We start from the raw sequence: 18,079 nt of genomic DNA on the forward strand, positions 1-18,079 counted from the left end.
TGGAGGTTGTGATGTCTCGTTGCGGCAGGATTTTGCTCGCGCTCGCACTGTTCCTGATGGCTCCCGTCGCCGCCTTTGCGCAGGCGACCAACCCTCCGCCTGCTCAGGGCGATCAGCTGCAGGGGACGCCACCGGCCACGCCGAGCGAACCGTTGTTGAAGCCTGAACAGCTCGAGGCGCTGGTCGCGCCGATTGCACTCTATCCCGACGACCTCCTGGCGAACGTGCTCGCGGCGTCGACCTATCCGCTGGAGATCGTGCAGGCCGACCGTTGGGTGGCCTCGCACAAGGACCTGAAGGGCGACGCGCTGAAGAACGCGGTCGACAAACAGTCCTGGGACGACAGCGTCAAAGCCCTGGTCAGCACGACAGCGGTTCTCTCGATGATGAGCGACAAGATCGACTGGACCAAGAATCTCGGCGATGCCGTGCTCGCGCAGCAGCCTGATGTCATGGACGCGGTCCAGCGGTTGCGCGCCAAAGCCCAGGCCAACGACAAGCTGGTGACGACCAAGCAGCAGAAGGTCAGCGTGCAGACTCAGGACAACAAGCAGGTGATCGTCATCGAGTCGGCTGATCCCAATGCGATGTACGTTCCCTATTACGACCCGGCCACCGTCTACGGAACGTGGCCGTATGCGGACTATCCGCCCTATTACTTCGGCTACCCATCTTATATCGGCGCGGGCGTGATCGCAGCGGGCCTTGCCTTCGGTACCGCCTGGGCGATCGGCCGCTGGGGCAATTACTGGGGCGGCGGATTCAATTGGGGCAACCGCAACCTCTACGTCAACCACTACAACCGGGTCACCAATGTCGGAAACAATTGGCAGCACAATCCGGTGCATCGGCAAGGCGTGCGATACAGCAACGCCAATGTTCAGCAGCGCTTCGGCAACAACAATCTGAAGGCGGGAAGCGCGAATCGGATGGATTTCCGAGGCCGCGGCGGCGAGCAAGTGCTGCGTCCCGGACAAGACCGACCCGGCGGCGGTGATCGCGTCGGCGATCGTACTGGTGATCGCGGTCGCGACGGCGCTGCCTCTCGTGATCGTCCTGGCGGTGATCGGGCCAATCGCCCAGCCGCGGCCGATCGCGCCAAAGCGGGGGGCGCTCGTGCGGGGGCAGGTGAGCGCGGTCGCAATGCGGCGCGTGGCGGCGGCGGCCGCGACACAGCCTTCAGGAATGTGTCTTCCGGCAAGGCTGCCAATCTGCAGGCCGCTCGAGGCCGGGCAAGCTCTGCTGGACGGGCCGGAGGTGCGGTCGCCTTCGCCGGCCGCGGGGGCGGTGGTTTCCAGGGTGCCGCCGTTCGCGGTGGCGGTGGAGGTTTCCGTGGCGGAGGCGGCGGGGGCTTCCGCGGGGGTGGCGGACGGCGGTCGGATATCGCGCTGAAGCACGGTATCGTCCTGCTTGGTCATCTCGCCAACGGTCTCGGCTACTACCGCTTCAGCTATCTCGGCAGCAGCAAGTCCTATGTCGGCGTGATGGCGCAGGAAGTGCAGGGCATCATGCCGGAAGCCGTCACGCGTGGCGGCGACGGCTACCTCAGGGTCTACTACGACAAGCTCGGATTGAAGTTCCGGACCTACAGCGACTGGCTTGCCGCCGGCGCACGGATTCCCACAGCATCGGAGCCATCACCATGATCGTCGTTCCGTGGCTCCGATTGGCTCGCCCCGCGGCCGCTGTCGCTGCCCTTATGATGCTGGCGCTCCCGATCACATCGGCTCACGCGCAACAGGCCTATCCTTCGCCGGAGGACGCCGCGGCTGCGCTCGCTGCCGCCGTCAAGACCGGGGAGAAAAGAGCCGTGCTGAAAGTTCTGGGCAAGGACGCCGAGGACATCATCGCGTCAGGCGATGATGTCGCCGATGCCGAGACGCGCGAACGTTTCCTGTCCGCGTATGAAGCCAAGCACTCGATCAAGGCGGAAGGAAACAAGAAGGCGACGCTCATCCTGGGCGCGGATGACTTCCCGTTCCCGATCCCGCTGGTCAACAACAGGGATGGCTGGGAGTTTGACTCCGCCGCTGGTCGCCTCGAGATCCTGTATCGCCGCATCGGACGCAACGAGCTCGATGCCATTCAAACCGCGCTCGCCTTTGTCGATGCCGAGAACGAATATGCGGACAAGGATCGTACCGGCGACGGCGCCGGGGTCTATGCGCAACGGATTGTCAGCACTCCGGGCAAGAAAGATGGCCTGTTCTGGCGCGACGACCGCGACCAAAGTCCCCTCGGTGAACTCGCGGCGCAGGCGGCAACGGAAGGCTATAAGGCCGGCGCGGAGGGCAGCGCGCCCTACCACGGCTACTACTTCCGAATCCTGAAAGGACAGGGGCCCAACGCGCCCGGCGGAGCCGTGAATTATGTCGTCAAAGGCAAGATGATCGGCGGCTTCGGGCTGATCGCCTATCCCGCGGAGTATGGCAATTCGGGCGTCATGACCTTCATGGTCAACCACGCGGGCACGGTCTATCAGAAGGATCTCGGCGAACGCACGGCGGTCATCGCCAAGCGCACTTATCTGTTCGATCCGGACCAGACGTGGAAGAAGGTGGACGCGACGAATCCTTGAAAAGGCGGAAGCATTGCAATGGAGCCATTTGCAATTCGTCTTGCGGTGATCGCATTGTTCGCGTTTGCATTTCCTGTAACGTCATCGCAAGCGCAAGCGCCGGGCTACGTCCGGGTCAATTTCGCGAAAGCGGGCCTGGTGGTGGGCGCCGGCGGCGGCACCGGCGTCCTGACATATCGCGGCCGCAACTATCCGTTCCGGGTCTCCGGCCTCAGCCTCGGCGTTACCGCCGGCGCATCCGTCAGTCGTCTGGAAGGTTGGGCCTCAGGCATAGCTGACGTAAGCGACTTTGCCGGCACCTATAGCGCGGTTGGCGCCGGCGGTGCCCTGGTTGGCGGCGCAGGAGGCGTCAACTTGAGAAATGAAAACGGCGTCGTGCTCATCCTGAAAGGGCCAAAAGCGGGGATGGAGTTCGCCGCCAACCTCAGCGGTATCAGGATTTCGCTGAAGTGAGTTGAGTATCGGGCAAGAGCAAAAGTCATCCGCTCAAGCTGAGCTTCTGCGCTTGTGACAATGAGCGGGCATTCGTGTCGGAGCTGGCGCCCGAAGCGACCTACGCGAACGAGACGGAGCTACAGTTTCGATCTGGCGCGCATCGCGCTGCAAAGTAACGCGCCATTCAGAGCAGAATAGCGAACTCTTATGTGAAATTAATGCATAATTTTTCGTCGTCTCAAAATGGAATCGATCCTCTTCCGCGGAAAGTCCAGATTTGCACGTTGCTGCCTATGCCGCCGAGTTCGGCGCCAAGAGCAACAGTGGCTTCGTTGCCAAGGCGCACCGCCAGCCCTCCCGTTGCACGCGCGGACCAGCCATCGAGCAGCGGGACCGAAGCGAGCGGCACGGCCCCGGCCAACGCCAACGCAGCGGCATCATCGCCGGTGAAGTAGTAATCCGCGTAAAGGCCCGCATAGGGCGCGAGCGCCACGGTCGCGCTGGCGACCCATGGATAGCTGACTTTGAGACCAGCCGAGGCACGGCCGGTGAAGAAATTGCGATCCGCCTGCGGCGTGCCGAGCGAGTCGGTGTAGGCGTTCTCATTTTCCCAGAGCGCGTAGACCTTGGCCGAAGGCTCGATGTTTAAACCATAAGCTTTGGTGTCGCCGGTCAGACCACCCGACACCAGCCAGCGATGTCCACTGAAGTTGCCAGTAGCGGTGCCTGCGGTGCCGTCATAGCCGATCCCGGAATACGCCGCGGCTGCGTCGAAGCGCAGTCCCGGCGCGAACCTCCAGCCGAGATATGAACCGAGTGTCCAGCCATCGCCCTTGAGATGGCCACTCAAAGCATCGGACCGGTAGTCGAAGGTCTCGTAGCCGCCGAGCGCACCGACCAGAAAGTTCGGTGTGACCCTGCGCGTAAGGCCCAACAGCGCATTGATCTGGCTGCCGTACAGAATCGGTGTCGATGTCGACGACCCCCAGCGATCGATGCCGCTGCCTCTGACATCCGCCCACAACAGCCAGTCCTTCGGCTCGACGTAGCGAAACGCGGGCGCCTTGGCGGGCATCGCATTGCGATCGATTGCCGCGAACGCGTTGTCGACCCGGGATGCGCCCTGCGGCAATTGCGACTGCGCATAGCTGTTGGCGCCACCCGACAGGCCGCCGCCGTTGCGCCCGTACAATCCATTCCATCGATCCGACACGTCGGCGCCTGCGGTTGCGGCCTGCGGCTGATCGGGATCGGCGGAGAAGTTGAAACGAATGCCGCCTCCGCTCGGCGAGACCATGTTGCCACCATCGCTGAAGCCCTCGGAGATCGCGGTGTCGATCGCGCCTGCAATGGCTGCGCCCGAGTTTTGCGCCACGGTCTTGGTTGCGATGATCTGCAAGGCCCGCAGCTTCAGACTGTCCTGTGGCGTGTTCACCGCCTGCAGCAGCGCTGCCGACGTGCTGGCCTTGAACGTGCCATTGCCGGCATAGGTTGCGGTGATGGTATGGGTGCCAGCCGTCAGCGCCGAGGTCGTCAGGCTGGCAACCCCGCCGGCCAAGGTCGCGCTGCCGATCGCAGCGCCGCCATCGTCGAATCTCACCGTGCCGGTCGGCGTATCGCCCCCGCTTGTCACTGTTGCTGTGAACGTCACGGCCTGTCCCGGCGTGCTTGGATTGGCAGATGAGACGAGAACTGTCGCCGTCGCCGCCTGGTTGACAGCCTGGTTCAGCACCGATGACGTATTGGACGTGTTGTTGGCATCGCCGCCATAGACTGCCGTGATCGCATGCGTTCCGGATGTCAGCGCCGATGTGGTCAACGTCGCCTGTCCGCCACTGATGGTGCCGGTGCCCAGCGTCGTCGCGCCGTCCTTGAACGTGACCATGCCGGTGGGCGTGCCGCTCGTGCCAGTCACTGTTGCTGTGAACGTCACGGCCTGTCCCAGAGTGCTTGGATTGGCAGATGAGACGAGAACTGTCGCCGTCGCCGCCTGGTTGACAGCCTGGTTCAGCACCGATGACGTATTGGACGCGTTGTTGGTATCGCCGCCATAGACTGCCGTGATCGCATGCGTTCCGGACGTCAGCGCCGATGTGGTCAACGTTGCCAGTCCGCCACTAAGGGTGCCGGTGCCCAGCGTCGTCGTGCCGTCCTGGAACGTCACCGTGCCAGTGGGCGATGAGCCCGACACTGTCGCGGTGAAGGTGACGGCCTGTCCCGGAAGACTCGGGCTGGGTGACGCAACCAACGTAATACTGCTGGTCGCCCTGGCGATGATGATGTCCTGGGTCACCTGGCTCGCGGCCGCGACGGTGGTTCCATTGCCGGCCTGATCGGCGGCCACCGTGCACGTGCCTGCGCTGATCATGGTCACGATACCGCCGAAAACCGTGCAGACGCCCGGGGTCAGCGAGGAATAGGTTACCGCCAGGCCGCTGCTTGCCGAGGCCAGCGGACTGACCACAAACGTGCCGCCGCTGACAAAGGTCCGTCCCGTCTGGGCGCCGAAGGTGATGGTCTGGCTGATCGGTCCGACTGTATAGTTATTTGAAACGGCGGTGCCGATGCCGGCTTCCAAGCCGTTCGTCACCCCGGATAAGTTCACAACGACCTGATTGGTTGCGGCCGGCGCACCCGAATTTGCAGTGAGGTCGACGGTGTAGGTGATGTTGTCCGAGGTTGCGAGATTGGACGCGGTCGCATTGGTGAGCGTCAAGTCAAGGAGAGTAAAGCCGGTCACGGCTTCAGAGAACAAGATTGTCACCTTCGCCGACCCACCATACGCTAGTCGATCCGGGTCAACAGTGATGGTCGCTGTCGGTGGCGCCGCATGGGCTGACGTCGAAACGGCAAAAAATGCGAAAACAATCAGTGCGGCCAGCTTGATGCTGCCGACAATGCGACCAATCCCAGACACCTAGCCCCCAGCACGTCTCTTTGCGATGTATTTCCCAGCCAGTCGTCGTTGATCGCACACGTATCGGGACGTGTCGAGCGCAATAAATGCGCGCCGATCTAAGCGACGTCCGACGTATCTCGCAGGACAATCGATGGTGATCCGAATAACCACAGAGTTAAGTTGATTTTGATTCTTGAAAAAGCGGATTGACGAGTTGGCTGCAGCAGCGTGCAACGCCATGTCCTTGCCGACCAGAGATGGGTGACAATTCACTCCGGAGATATGGGTTACGCAGTGGGGCCTTTTGCGAGGAGAGCAAAGTGCCCTGGCAGGAGTGTAACCAGATGGATGAACGGCTGAAGTTCACCGCCGGGCTGCTTGACGGAGAACGGAGAAGAAGAAGGGGCGCTCGACTTTCTGGTCACCGCTTGCGGACGACCCGGCCAGCACCGCAAAAATGGCGCACCCGACACGATTCGAACGTGTGACCTTTGCCTTCGGAGGGCAACGCTCTATCCAGCTGAGCTACGGGTGCTTGGCAGTTCATTTAGCCGATTGGTCTGCTGTCGGCAACGGCCTTGAGGTGATTGTTCGGCCGGGCACAGGCGATAAACTGGGCGTAGAAACTGTGTACAAACGCCGTCTGCCCAGGGAGATTCGTCATGCGTCCGCTCGAATTTGGCTGGTATTTGCCGACACATGGCGACACCACGGCCTATGGGCTGATGGAAGCCCAGGTGGCGGGCTCGCCGGAACTCTGCGAGCGGGTGGTGCAGGCCGCCGAAGCGGCGGGCTTTGAATATTTGCTGATCCCGGTCGGCTCGGTGTGCTGGGAGGCCTGGATCACGGGCGCCTTCATGGCGGCGCGGTCGTCGAAGATCAAGCCGCTGATCGCGGCGCGTCCCGGCTATATCAATCCGGTGCTGCTAGCCAAGATGATCTCGACCTTCGACCAGATGTCGGGCGGGCGCATCTGTATCAACCTGATCGCGGGCCAGAACAAGAGCGAGGTCCAAGCCGAAGGCGTTCGTTATGCCAAGGAAGAGCGTTACGCGCTGATGGACGAGGAGGTCTCGATCCTGAAGGCGCTGTGGACCACGCGCGGGCCGGTGCATTTCAATGGCAGGTTCCACACGCTATCGGGTGCGCACATCCGGCCGCGGCCGCTGCAGCAGCCGTTTCCGAAATTCTATCTCGGCGGCGGCTCGCGGCAGGCGTGGGAATTATCGGCGAAACATTCCGATGTGCACCTGTTCTGGGGCGACCTGCCGGAACGCATCGCGCAGAACATCGCCGAGATCAGGGCGCTGGCGCGCAACCACGGCCGCGAGCAGGAGATCGGCTTCGGCATGCGGTTGCAGGTGATCTGCCGCGAGAACGAAGCGGATGCGTGGGAGGCGGCCGACCACCTCGTGCGTCACGCCAGCGAACGGCAGAAACAGGAGATGAAGACGCTCTACAACAATTCAGTCGCCAATCAACGGGTGCAGCAGCTTGCGCGCGAGCATGGCGATCTCCTGTTGCCGCATCTGTGGACCGGCATCACCAAGGTCCGGCCCGGCGCCGGCATTGCCGTGGTCGGCAATCCCGTCCAATGCGCCGACATGCTGCAGCGATTCATCGATGCCGGCTGCCATTCCTTCTGCCTGTCAGGCTATCTGCATGACGAAGAGGCCGAGCGTTTCGGGAGGCTGATCCGTCCGATCCTTGCGGCGAACAATCGCGGCCGCCTGATGGCGTAGCTCAGGCCGGCACGATCGTCTTGCCGATCGGCCACAGCGCGATGCCGGCAAGCTTGAGATGCGCCCAGGCGAAGGGCAGGCCGATGATGGTGACCGCCCAGATGATCGCCGTGAGCAGGTGACCGAGCGCAAGCCACCAGCCCGCGAGCACGAACCAGATCACATTGCCGATCAGCCCGAACGCGCCGGTCCCGACGTCGCTCGCGCCGGTGATTTCGTCGCGGCGCACCGCCCGCGAGCCGAACGGCAGCAGGGTATAGACGGCGATGTTGAAAGCCGCGCGCGCCCAGGGCAGGCCGATGATCGTGATCGCCATGATAATTGCGGCGACAAGCCAGCCAAACGCCATCCACGCGCCGCCGATCAGGATCCAGAGCACATTGAGGAGGATGGAAAGAGGAGACATGGGTTCACTCGTCATTGCCTGGTGGCCAGATTGCCTCGTGGCCGGCCTCGCCCCCCATATTTGTACGCCATCGTCGTCGCGCAAGATAGCCGCCCGATCGGCGGTCGCGCTGGCTTAGAGCGTTTTCGAGCGAAGTGGACACCGGTTCGCGTGAAGAAAACGCGTCAAAATAAGAATCTAGAGCTTCGGTCTGTTTCCATCAGGACCGAAGCTCTAGGCCAAAACCCGTGCCGTCGCCTGGTCCACTTCGAGCAATCGCCTGATCTCCGATGCCGGCTTCGGTGCGCTGAACAGGAAGCCCTGCATCTGCGTGCAGCCCAGTTCGCGCAATAGTTTCCGCTGCTGTTCGGTTTCGACGCCTTCGGCCGCGGTGGTCATGTTGCGCGACGCGGCGATATTCACCACCGCCTGCACGATGGCAGAGGAACCGTCGACCTCGATGTCGCTGACGAAGCACCGGTCGATCTTGATCTTGTCGAACGGAAACCGCTTCAGATAGCTCAGGGAGGAATAGCCGGTGCCGAAATCGTCCAACGCGATGCGCACGCCGATGGCGCGGAGCTGGTGCAGGATCGCGAGCGCGGCTTCATCGTCCCTGATCAGCACCGCCTCCGTGATCTCGATCTCCAGCCGGCCGGGCGCGAGACCGGAGGCGGTGAGCGCGCCCGTGATCCGCAACGCCAGCGTTTCGCATTTGAGCTGGACCGGCGAGACGTTGACGGCGAGCCGGATGTGAGACGGCCAGGTGGCCGCTTCCGTGCAGGCCGTGCGCAGCACCCAATCGCCGAGCTCGTTGATCATTCCGGTATCTTCTGCCACCGGAATGAATTCGGCGGGAGAGACCATGCCGCGCTCCGGATGACGCCAGCGCAACAGCGCCTCGCAGCCCGCCACCCGATTGGTCCTCAAGTCCAGCAGCGGCTGGTAGTGGATCTCGAAACCGCCTTCCACCATGGCTTGCCGCAGGTCCTGCTCCATGGTGAGGCGGGCCTGGGCGCTTTCATCCATCGCCGGCTCGAAGAAGCGATGGGTCCGGCGCCCGCCCGCTTTGGCGGCATACATCGCCAGATCCGCGTGCTTGATGAGCTGGTCCAACTCCGTGCCGTCCTGCGGCGCCAGCGCGATGCCAATGCTGGCGTCGGTGGAAAGATGATGCCCGAGGCAGTCGCAAGGTTGTCGGATCGCGCCATGGATCCGCGTCACGAATTCCGCGACATCGGACGTTGCATCAACGGCGGTCTGGATCACGGCGAACTCGTCGTCGCCAAGCCGGGCGATCAGGTCGCTGGGTTTGAGGCAGGCCTTGATCCGTGCGGCCACCGTCTTCAGCAGTTCGTCGCCGACATGATGGCCGAGCGAGTCGTTGATGGCCTTGAACTCGTCGATATCGATGTAAAGCAATGCGAACCGTTCACCGCGCATTGCCCTTTCGAGCTCGCGCGCGATCTGCGCACGGAACAGCACGCGGTTCGGCAGGTCGGTCAGCGCATCGTAATGCGCAAGATAGGTGATCCTTTCGTTCGCGAGCTTGCGTTCGGTTACATCCTCGACGACGTTGATGATGTAGTGCGTCGTGCCGGCCTGATCGCGTATGCCGATGCGTTTCGAGGTGATGTAGCGTTCGCCTTTCGCCTGGGTCTTCCAGAGGTGTTCATCCCTGTAGAAGCCGTCGGTGGACCCCAGCAGCCTTTCGTCGTCTGAGGTGATGATTCGGGCGGCGGCGGCCGGAAAGACATCGAATGCGGTCTTGCCGACGATCAGGTCGCGTGAGATGCCGAACTTCTCCTCGGCAACACGGTTGACCAAGAGATAGCGCCGGTCGTGCGCATCTTTGACCGTGATCTGCGAGGGGATGTGATCGATGATCTCGCGCAGGAACGCGTAGTTCCGGTCGCGCTCCTGCTCCAGCCTGCAGCGCTCGGTGATGTCCTCGATGGTGGTGATCCACCCGCCGTGCTTGAGTGGCGTGCTGACGGCGGAAAACCAGCGGCCGTCCGCGCTGCCTGCCAGGCTGCGATCAACCCGGCCCTGCGCGATATTGTTCATGACGGAGGTGCAGAATTCGTCGACGTCGCCGTCGAAAAGTCCGTTCGCCTGGCGGTGCCGCATCAGGTCGCGGAAGTGGCATCCCGGCTTCACGATGTCGGTCGAGAGCTGGAACATGTCGAGATAGCGACGGTTGAAGGTCACGATGCGGCCGGCGGCGTCGTACTGCACCAGCCCCTGGATCATGTTGTTCAGCGCGGTGTCGAGCCGTTGCCGCTCCGCCTTCAGCCGTTGCCGCGCGTGGCGGTTTTGCTTGTTGATCTCGCGGGTGATCAGGAACAGCACGCCTGCGACCACCAGGGCGGCGAGCGCCGCGGCGACGATCAGGAATTTGGTCTGCGCACGCCAGTCTGCAAGTGCCGCGGCGATCGAATTGGTTGCGACCACGACCGCCGGGAAATGGCCCAGCCGCGCCGCCGAGCCCAGCCGCTTCATTCCATCGACCGGGCTTTCGATGCGTAGCGTATGCTGGCCTCCCTTCGCCAGCACCTCTCGCATCAGCGGGGCGGAGGCGAAATTCCGTCCGATCATCTCATCGATGCGCGGATGACGGGCGAGCAAGGTGCCGTCGGCGTGAAATAGGCTGATGGTCGCGCTCGCGCCTGGAGCGACGGAAGCAAAGAACTTCTCATAGTTCGCGGGATCGATCCGCCGTGTCATGATCCCGAGAAAGATTCCGTTGTGCCCGGTCAGGCGGTGGGCGATCACGGTATTGAGTTTGCCGTTGCGATAGCTGCGGACCGCTTCGGCGAGAACGGTCTCCGTCGTCGGATTGGATTTGAAGCTCTTGAAGTAGGCGCGCTCGGATATGTTGAGCTTCGGTGCCGGCAGCGGTCCGGACCAGTTGATGATCTGCCCGTCGGTGTCGAACAGCGAGACGTCGCCGAGATAGGATAGGCCCTTCGATTTCAGCACGTGGTGCACTTCGGCGGTCGACATCCGTTCCTTGAACGCTTCCGGCGAGGCAAGCTCCGGAATCCGCAATTGTGAGATCAGGTCGGAAGCGATCGCCGCGGAGTCTTCGAACTGCTGGTCGAAATGGCGCGTCAGCATCAGTACGGTGTTTTCCAGTTCGCGCTCGCTGTTGTGCAGGGCGCGCTCACGGAATTGGCCGACCATCAGGATGGTGCCGGCAAAGATCGCGGTCACCAGCAATCCGCCGCAGAGCGTCAGCCACAGCACCGGGCCGCGGATCGTCGCGGCGAAGTGGCGGCGGAAGACCTTCGCGCGAAGGATGATCCTATGGATGTGCTTTGAAGGATTGCGCATTCCCGAATTCCCGGGAGGCAGGGATACAACGCAAAATCGCCACAAGCGGTTAGGAAATCCGGTTACTCAACGCTTAATTGGGGTCTTGCAGTATTTCCTCGCGATGGTTGTGGGGTCCCGGTCCTCAGCGCCGATACCTGCTCGTTCGGGTGTAAGCCGGACGTGCCTCCTCCATCGCCCGGCTCGCCAGGTGAGCCCGCGCTTCGCTCGTCAGCGGCATCGACGGCTTGAGGTCGTCCAGGAAGATCGGTCTCGAGAAGTAGTAGCCCTGGGCGTAGCGGATCTTGGTCGCAGCCTGCAGGTAGGCCAGCTCCTCGTAGGATTCGATGCCTTCCGCGATCACGGTCATGCCGAGCGCCTCGCTCAAGGATTCGATCGCTCGCAGGATGCCCTGGCTGCGCGGGCGCTTATGGATGTCGGTGATGAAGGAGCGATCGATCTTGATCTCGTCGGCGGTGATGTCGGCGAGCGCCGACAGCGACGAATAGCCGATGCCGAAATCGTCGATCGAGATCCCGACGCCGATCCCGCGCAGTATCGGCAGGATCTCCTCCTGGAAATGCGATTTGGTGACGAAAGCATCTTCCGTCACCTCGATCATGAAGCGCTTCGGGTATCCCGTCTCCTCGAGCGCGCGGGCGAACGGGCGCATGAATTCGGGATTGGCGGCCTGCTTGGCCGCGACATTGATGCTGATGGAAGCGTCGGGACCAAAGGTGTTGTTGATCAGGTCGATCGATCTCACGATCTCCGCCAGCACCAGATGGGTCAGTTCGTCGATCAGCCCGAGCTCGACGGCGAGGTTGACGAAAGTGCCGGGCGCCTGGATCACGCCCTCATTGTCGCGCAGCCGCACCAGCGCCTCGATGCCCTTGACCTCCTGCGTCCTGAGATCGACCTTGGCCTGGAAGGCGCAGCAGAAGCGCTTCTCCAGGATCGCGAGCCGTAGCGACTGCTCGATCTTCATCCGCGCGATGGCCTCGACTTCCATGCTGGCGTCGAAGAAGGCCGCAGCACCCTTGCCGCTGTGCTTGACCCGATACATCGCGATATCGGCGTTCTGGCGCAGCTCGTCGTAGCTTCGGCCATGCTCGGGATAAAGGCTCACGCCGATCGAGGTGGAGGCGAAGATCTCCGACTGGTCGATGAAGAACGGCGCCTTCAACCGCTGCAGCATGAATTCGATGTAGTCGGCGACCTCCTGCTCGGTCTGGATCGGATTGAGCAGGAGCAGGAATTCGTCGCCGGAGATGCGCGACAGGATGTCGGTTTCGCGCAAGGACAGGCTGAGCCGCCGGGTCATCTCCACCAGCAGCGCGTCGCCGATGGCGTGGCCGTAATAGTCGTTGATGTGCTTGAAATTATCGATGTCGAGGAAGGCGAGCGCGAAATGGCTGTCTGCATCGTCACAGTACAGCAGGCTGTTGACGCGGTGCTCGATCACCCGGCGCGTCGGCAACGCGGTCAGCTCGTCATAATAGGCGGAACGGAATAGCTGGTCCTCGAACGCCTTCTGCTCGGTGATGTCGGCGGAGGTCGACAGCAAGAGATTACGGTCGGCGATCCGCACCGGCCGATGCGCGGTGAGGAACACCTGCTTGGCCGCGCCGGAGGCAACCGCTTCCTCCAGCACCGCGGAGCGGCCGTTCCGTAGCAATTCGAGACAGGTCTCGCGGCGCTCGTCCAGTTGCGAGGCCATTGCATCGCTTGCCAGTTGGAAGCGCGCCGCGGCCGCATCGTTGACGACAAGGAAGTCGCCCTGCTCGTCCTGGACCGTGACGCCCGCAGGCAACAACCTGACGACATCACGCAGAATCCGCAATTCGGAATGGAGTTCGCTCTCATTCGTGGCCGCCGCCGTGGCCATCTGAAAGTCGTGCTTTATGGGACTGTGCATGCGCGCGAACTTGGCAAAGTCCCTTGTAGTTTTGGTTAAGTGGAACTGAGAAAAACCGCGACATCTGTGTCGATAGGAGATTTCAACAGGCGCCACCTCAATCGTCATTAACAGAGCGTCAACCCGATCATCGAGTGCTTGCGGCTGTCTTTCGTTTCGCCTTCTTCGGAGCGAAGCGCGAAAAAGCGCGATCAAGCCGTGGGAATACGGCACTGCATGGTACAGTGAATACCGGTCTTGAGATAGCTGACGTCGGTCTTGCCATCGAATGGTCTCAGCGCCGATTTCAATAGCCTGGTGCCGAAACCCGGCTCGCCGATCTTCTCCACGGCCGGCCCCTCGGTCTCGTCCCAGGTGATGGTGAGGCGATCGTCGGACACCGACCATGATACCTGCAGGAAGCCGCGCGCGGAGGAAAACGCGCCATACTTGCCGGCATTGGTGGCGAGCTCATGAAAGATCAACGCCAGGCTCACCGCCAGCTTGGCCGGCAGAAACAGACGATCGCCGTTCAGGTTGAACCGGACATGGCCGTAGGGACCAAGTTCGGAGATCAGGAGGTCCTGGATATCGCATCCGTTGCCGTCGACCTTTGCGATCAGGTCGTCGGTCGCCGACAGCGCGCGGATGCGGTGATCGATGCGACTCCAGATCTGCGGCTGGTCCTGCAGCGCCTGGTGCAGCACCGCGTGAATGGTTGAGGACTTGTTCTTCAGCCGGTGCTGCAATTCGTCGACCACGAGCTTGCGATAGTCCTGCTCGCCGATCAGGCGTTTGGCGATCCGCTGCTGCTCGGCGACGATCGAGCGGTAGTGCTCGACGCCCCAGATCGTCAGGCCGCAGACCACCCAGAACATCAAAAGCAACGCGATCCGCGTCGGATCGGTGACCGTACTGCCGAAATTGAGGGCGAGGCCGAGCAGGCCGCCGGCAAGCGCGGTCAGGATTCCGATGCGCAAGCCACCGAAGGCGCCGGCGAAGAACACCGCCGGAAAGTAGGGCGTGAAGAACACGTCCGGGCGAAGCTGGGACAGGCCCCAGCGGACCATTGTGGCCAGTGCCAGGCAGATGATCGCAAAACCGAGGCCGAGCGCGAGCGACGGCGGGGCGTCCCCGCGCCAGCCGCACCTGAACTCGTCGATCAATCTCTTCATGGCTTTGTCACTTCAGGTGATCAGCGAATCCAAAATAAGGCCGAACCGACGGGTAAGCCGCGATTTGTGGCCGGCAGAGGGCCGCAGGCCACAGCCGGCGGCTTTGTGCACCGAACAGTCCACTTGCCTTGTTCCGCCTGTGGCAGGAATATCCCAGTCCATCGAATTCGACTGACAACTTAAGAGGTAATGATATGGGACGGTTGGACGGCAAGGTCGCGGTGATCACGGGCGCCACGAGCGGCATCGGCCTGCGCACGGCGGAGGTTTTCGTCGCCGAGGGTGCGAAGGTCATCATCGCCGGGCGCCGCATCGCCGAAGGCGAAGCCTTGGCCAAGGCGCTTGGCGCCAACTGCATCTTCCGCCAGACCGACGTCACCGTGGAAGAGCATATGAAGGCCCTGATCGCGCTGACGCTGGAAAAATTCGGTAAGGTCGACTGCCTCTTCAACAATGCCGGCGGTCCGGCGCAGACCGGCGGCATCGAGGGATTGGAGGTCGACCGTTTCGATGCCGCGATGGCAACGCTGGTGCGCAGCGTCATGCTCGGTATGAAGCATGTGGCGCCGCATATGAAGAAGCAGGGCTCCGGCAGCATCATCAACAATGGCAGCATCGCCGGGCGGCTTGCCGGATTCTCGTCCTCGGTGGTCTATGGCGCGGCGAAGGCCGCGGTGATCCATCTGACCAAATGCGTGGCGATGGAGCTCGGCGAGTCCGGCATTCGCGTCAATTCGATCTCGCCCGGCGCGATCGCGACCGGCATCTTCGGCAAGGCGCTGGGATTGTCGACCGACGCCGCGGAGAAGACGCCGGCTGTCATGCGCGAGGTCTACAAGAGCGCCCAGCCGATCCCGCGCGCCGGCCTGCCCGACGACATCGCGCATGCCGCCGTGTTCCTCGCCAGCGACGAATCCTCCTTCATCAACGGCCACGACCTCGTCGTCGACGGCGCCATCACCGGCGGCCGCAACTGGACCCAGCAGCAGCAGGGCTACGTCGCCTTGCGCAAGGCATTTGATCAGGGCGGTTAGCGGCGGCATAGTTGACTGACCCTCATCCTGAGTCCGCGAAGCTGGATGGTGGGCAAAGCGCAGCGTGCCCACCATCCACGGTTGGTGCAAGAAAAGGTGGGCACGCTGCGCTTTGCCCACTCTACGGCGTCGTCGCGAATTATGATTTAATTTTCAAACAGCGGAGGGACGTAGGTCTGCGTTCTCGCGACGTGATACGTCCGAGTTTTGCGTCACTTTCCACCCTCTCATCGAATAGAGGGCGCAGGGAAAGCCGGGTGCTGGTTGCACCCATGGGTCCCGTGCAACAAAAAGCACGGGGGTAGGACCACAGGTTCAACCGAAGCATTCCGGCTTTCCCTGCGCGATGGTGTTACGGCTTCCTTCGTGCTCTCCCCGGTGACCGGGCTTTCTTGCCACCGTCATCCGCGGCAGCTCTTGCTGCTCGCCAACTTAGCGCCAGCGTCGGGGCGCCAGGACCACACGACTTCGCCGTCCGCGGATGTTGCGTTCGTCTATCGCAACACCTGCGTCCACCGCATCTCACCGCAACGTTCGTGACGATCGCGATCCGCCCCTCATTCGCGTGAGACGCGCGGAGTTAAATCACTGATTTGCCCGACGGCGAAAGCGGAATGTTTTTTGCGCAGGGCTGGACAGACTTTTCGCTGATTTGCCCGTCGGGTTGATTTGTCGCACCCGAAGCATCCACATCGTCATTGCGAGCCACCGGGTCGGCGCGGTAGCGCCGCCCGATGACAGGCTTCGCGAAGCAATCCATAGCGCCACTTGCGGAGGCATGGATTGCTTCGCTGTGCTCGCAATGACGGATAGCTCATGCCGAGGTATTGCCCTCCACGAGCGCGGCGATCGCAGCCTCGATCGACACCGAGCCTTTGCGGGCATTGGCACCTTTGTCGGCAAAATCGATCCAACCCTGGTTGAAGCCGTCGATCATCTGCATTCTCGGCAGGGGGTTATGCATGCCCTGCTCCCGAAAGATCGCCTCCCATTGTTCGCGCGGCACGGCTTCAGCCCTGACTGGCTTGCCGAGCGCCCTGGAGAACGCCGCTGCGATAGCTGCGGGGCTGACGCGCCCTGCAGCTTCGAGCTGGACGATGCGAGTGCCGCTCCACTGCTGCTGCAACAGATCGGCGATGGCGCCACCGATATCGGCGGTAGCGATCATCGGCACCGCACGATCGAGCGGCTGCAGATAGCTTCTGATGACGCCGTGATCCCGGGCTGAGGCGAGATCGAACGCCGCATTCTCCATGAACCAGGCGGCGCGAAGGAAGGTCACCGGCATGGTGAGCGTCGACAGCGCGCGTTCGAGCAGGCCGAGCTGGCTGAGCAGGTTCGGCCGCTCGGCATTGGCGCCGATCGTCGACAGCGCCACCACGCGTTTGGGCGCGCCGCGTGTTAGCGCCGCGCGCAGCGTATCGATCATCGCTCTAGCCTCGCGCCAATCGGGCGAGGGATCGAACAGCGGCGGCAGCATCACAAACGCGGCTTCCGCGCCCTCGAAGGCGCGGCCGAGTGCTTCGGCATCATCGAGATCGGCGATCGCGACCTCGCAGCCCTGCGCGGCCCAGCTCTCGCCCTTGGCGCGATGCCGCACGACGACGCGCGGTCGCTTGCCTTGTGCGAGCAGGGCGCGAGCGGTGGCCCCGCCGACTTTTCCCGTGACTCCCATGACGGTGTACATGTCTCTCTCCTTTTGCCTGATATGAGCGCCGCCGGCCGAGCGACCCGTTGGCTTCACCCGGGCTACGTGGTTGCATGGAGGCGGCTACCAGGGCAGCCTGTCGCCGTGTCGATTGATGAACTTCAGGCCCGGCTTGCCGGCGCGGGCTTCCACCGCGGTTACGACCGGCGTGATGCTTTCGTCGATCGAGAGTATTGCTTCGCTGCCGCCCATTTCGGTCCGCACCCATCCCGGTGCGATCAAGAGCATCGCGCGCGGGTCACCGGAATGCCGCTGGCTGAAGCACTTCATCAGCATGTTGAGCGCGGCCTTGCTCGCGCTGTAGAGCTCCCAGAAGCCGCGATTGGCGGCGATGCTGCCGAGTTCGGACGACATCACCGCGATGATGCCGCGCGGCGGCACCTGGTCCTCGAAGGTCTCGACCACGCGCATCGGCGACAGCGCGTTGGTCACCATCATGGCGACGAAGTCCTCGACATCAGCATCGATCGGCGTGTTCTCGCGCGCGAGGCAGATGCCGGCATTGACGAGCAAGGTGTCGATGATGCGACTCCCGAGGCGCCCCTTCAGCGCCTTGATGGAGGCCGGATCGGTGGTGTCGACGGTCTCGATCTCGAGGCTTACGGGAAAGCGCACGGCAAGATCGTCCAGCGCTTTCGACGGGGTACGCACCGTGGCGGTCACCTGGTAGTCGCGGCCGCAATATTGCTCGACCAGCGCAAGACCAAGTCCGCGGGAGGCGCCGATGATGAGAACGGTTTTCCTGGTTGCCAAAAGAGAGGTCCTTTCCGAGATCGTTTGATCCGACGGGATGGACTCTTTCACCGCGACACTGATGATCCCAGTGCGGATATGTCAGATGACTGGTGACCGAAAATCAGCAAAGGGCTGCTTATGGAAGCGTGAGGCGGGTGCACCTCGCCCCGCTTGCG

Annotated in this window: 12 protein-coding genes and 1 tRNA gene; 5 read left to right on the forward strand and 8 right to left on the reverse strand. The window is 62.6% G+C overall.

What is annotated here, in order from left to right:
- Window positions 1-11 precede the first annotated feature (11 nt).
- The 3 genes from ACZYOF_RS09700 to ACZYOF_RS09710 are packed head-to-tail and all read left to right on the forward strand — an operon-like array spanning window position 12 to window position 3,031.
- Entirely contained in the window at window positions 12-1,646 is a 1,635-nt protein-coding gene (locus ACZYOF_RS09700; RefSeq protein ID WP_463715606.1) for a DUF3300 domain-containing protein, read from the forward strand.
- On the forward strand, window positions 1,643-2,578 hold the full coding sequence (locus tag ACZYOF_RS09705; protein ID WP_463715607.1) for a DUF2950 domain-containing protein: 936 nt from the start codon (window positions 1,643-1,645) through the stop codon (window positions 2,576-2,578). Before ACZYOF_RS09700 ends, ACZYOF_RS09705 begins: the two co-directional genes overlap by 4 nt.
- A gap of 18 nt (window positions 2,579-2,596) precedes the next feature.
- Window positions 2,597-3,031 (forward strand): hypothetical protein, encoded by a 435-nt coding sequence (locus tag ACZYOF_RS09710; protein ID WP_463715608.1) that lies wholly within the window; start codon window positions 2,597-2,599, stop codon window positions 3,029-3,031.
- Between the two features lie 220 nt (window positions 3,032-3,251).
- On the opposite strand, the gene ACZYOF_RS09715 is transcribed toward ACZYOF_RS09710, so the two are convergent.
- The gene (locus tag ACZYOF_RS09715; RefSeq protein ID WP_463715609.1) at window positions 3,252-5,930 is read right to left on the reverse strand and encodes an Ig-like domain repeat protein; all 2,679 of its coding nucleotides are present in this window, start codon (window positions 5,928-5,930) and stop codon (window positions 3,252-3,254) included.
- A 440-nt stretch (window positions 5,931-6,370) separates the two neighbouring features.
- A tRNA-Arg gene (locus ACZYOF_RS09720) sits at window positions 6,371-6,447 on the reverse strand.
- Window positions 6,448-6,574: 127 nt separating this feature from the next.
- Between ACZYOF_RS09720 and ACZYOF_RS09725 the strand changes: the two genes are divergently transcribed.
- Window positions 6,575-7,654 carry an LLM class flavin-dependent oxidoreductase gene (locus ACZYOF_RS09725; RefSeq protein WP_463715610.1) on the forward strand — a complete coding sequence of 360 codons (1,080 nt, stop codon included), beginning with the start codon at window positions 6,575-6,577 and terminating at the stop codon, window positions 7,652-7,654.
- Between the two features lies 1 nt (window position 7,655).
- On the opposite strand, the gene ACZYOF_RS09730 is transcribed toward ACZYOF_RS09725, so the two are convergent.
- From ACZYOF_RS09730 to ACZYOF_RS09745, 4 genes are all read right to left on the reverse strand, one after another.
- On the reverse strand, window positions 7,656-8,060 hold the full coding sequence (locus ACZYOF_RS09730; RefSeq protein ID WP_130580894.1) for a YccF domain-containing protein: 405 nt from the start codon (window positions 8,058-8,060) through the stop codon (window positions 7,656-7,658).
- Between the two features lie 213 nt (window positions 8,061-8,273).
- On the reverse strand, window positions 8,274-11,375 hold the full coding sequence (locus ACZYOF_RS09735; RefSeq protein ID WP_463715611.1) for a bifunctional diguanylate cyclase/phosphodiesterase: 3,102 nt from the start codon (window positions 11,373-11,375) through the stop codon (window positions 8,274-8,276).
- A gap of 124 nt (window positions 11,376-11,499) precedes the next feature.
- A complete protein-coding gene (locus ACZYOF_RS09740; protein ID WP_463715612.1) occupies window positions 11,500-13,242 on the reverse strand; it encodes a putative bifunctional diguanylate cyclase/phosphodiesterase in 1,743 nt (580 codons plus the stop codon).
- 221 nt (window positions 13,243-13,463) lie between these two features.
- Entirely contained in the window at window positions 13,464-14,426 is a 963-nt protein-coding gene (locus ACZYOF_RS09745) for a sensor histidine kinase (protein ID WP_463715613.1), read from the reverse strand.
- A gap of 194 nt (window positions 14,427-14,620) precedes the next feature.
- On the opposite strand from ACZYOF_RS09745, the gene ACZYOF_RS09750 reads away from it, so the two are divergent.
- A complete protein-coding gene (locus ACZYOF_RS09750) occupies window positions 14,621-15,460 on the forward strand; it encodes an SDR family NAD(P)-dependent oxidoreductase (RefSeq protein WP_463715614.1) in 840 nt (279 codons plus the stop codon).
- 814 nt (window positions 15,461-16,274) lie between these two features.
- Here the strand turns inward: ACZYOF_RS09750 and ACZYOF_RS09755 are convergent.
- Window positions 16,275-17,147 carry an NmrA family NAD(P)-binding protein gene (locus ACZYOF_RS09755; protein ID WP_463715615.1) on the reverse strand — a complete coding sequence of 291 codons (873 nt, stop codon included), beginning with the start codon at window positions 17,145-17,147 and terminating at the stop codon, window positions 16,275-16,277.
- A gap of 84 nt (window positions 17,148-17,231) precedes the next feature.
- The gene (locus ACZYOF_RS09760; protein WP_394569588.1) at window positions 17,232-17,921 is read right to left on the reverse strand and encodes an SDR family NAD(P)-dependent oxidoreductase; all 690 of its coding nucleotides are present in this window, start codon (window positions 17,919-17,921) and stop codon (window positions 17,232-17,234) included.
- Between the last annotated feature and the right edge of the window lie 158 nt (window positions 17,922-18,079).

This window comes from Bradyrhizobium sp. LeoA1Lang (genome assembly GCF_055413685.1).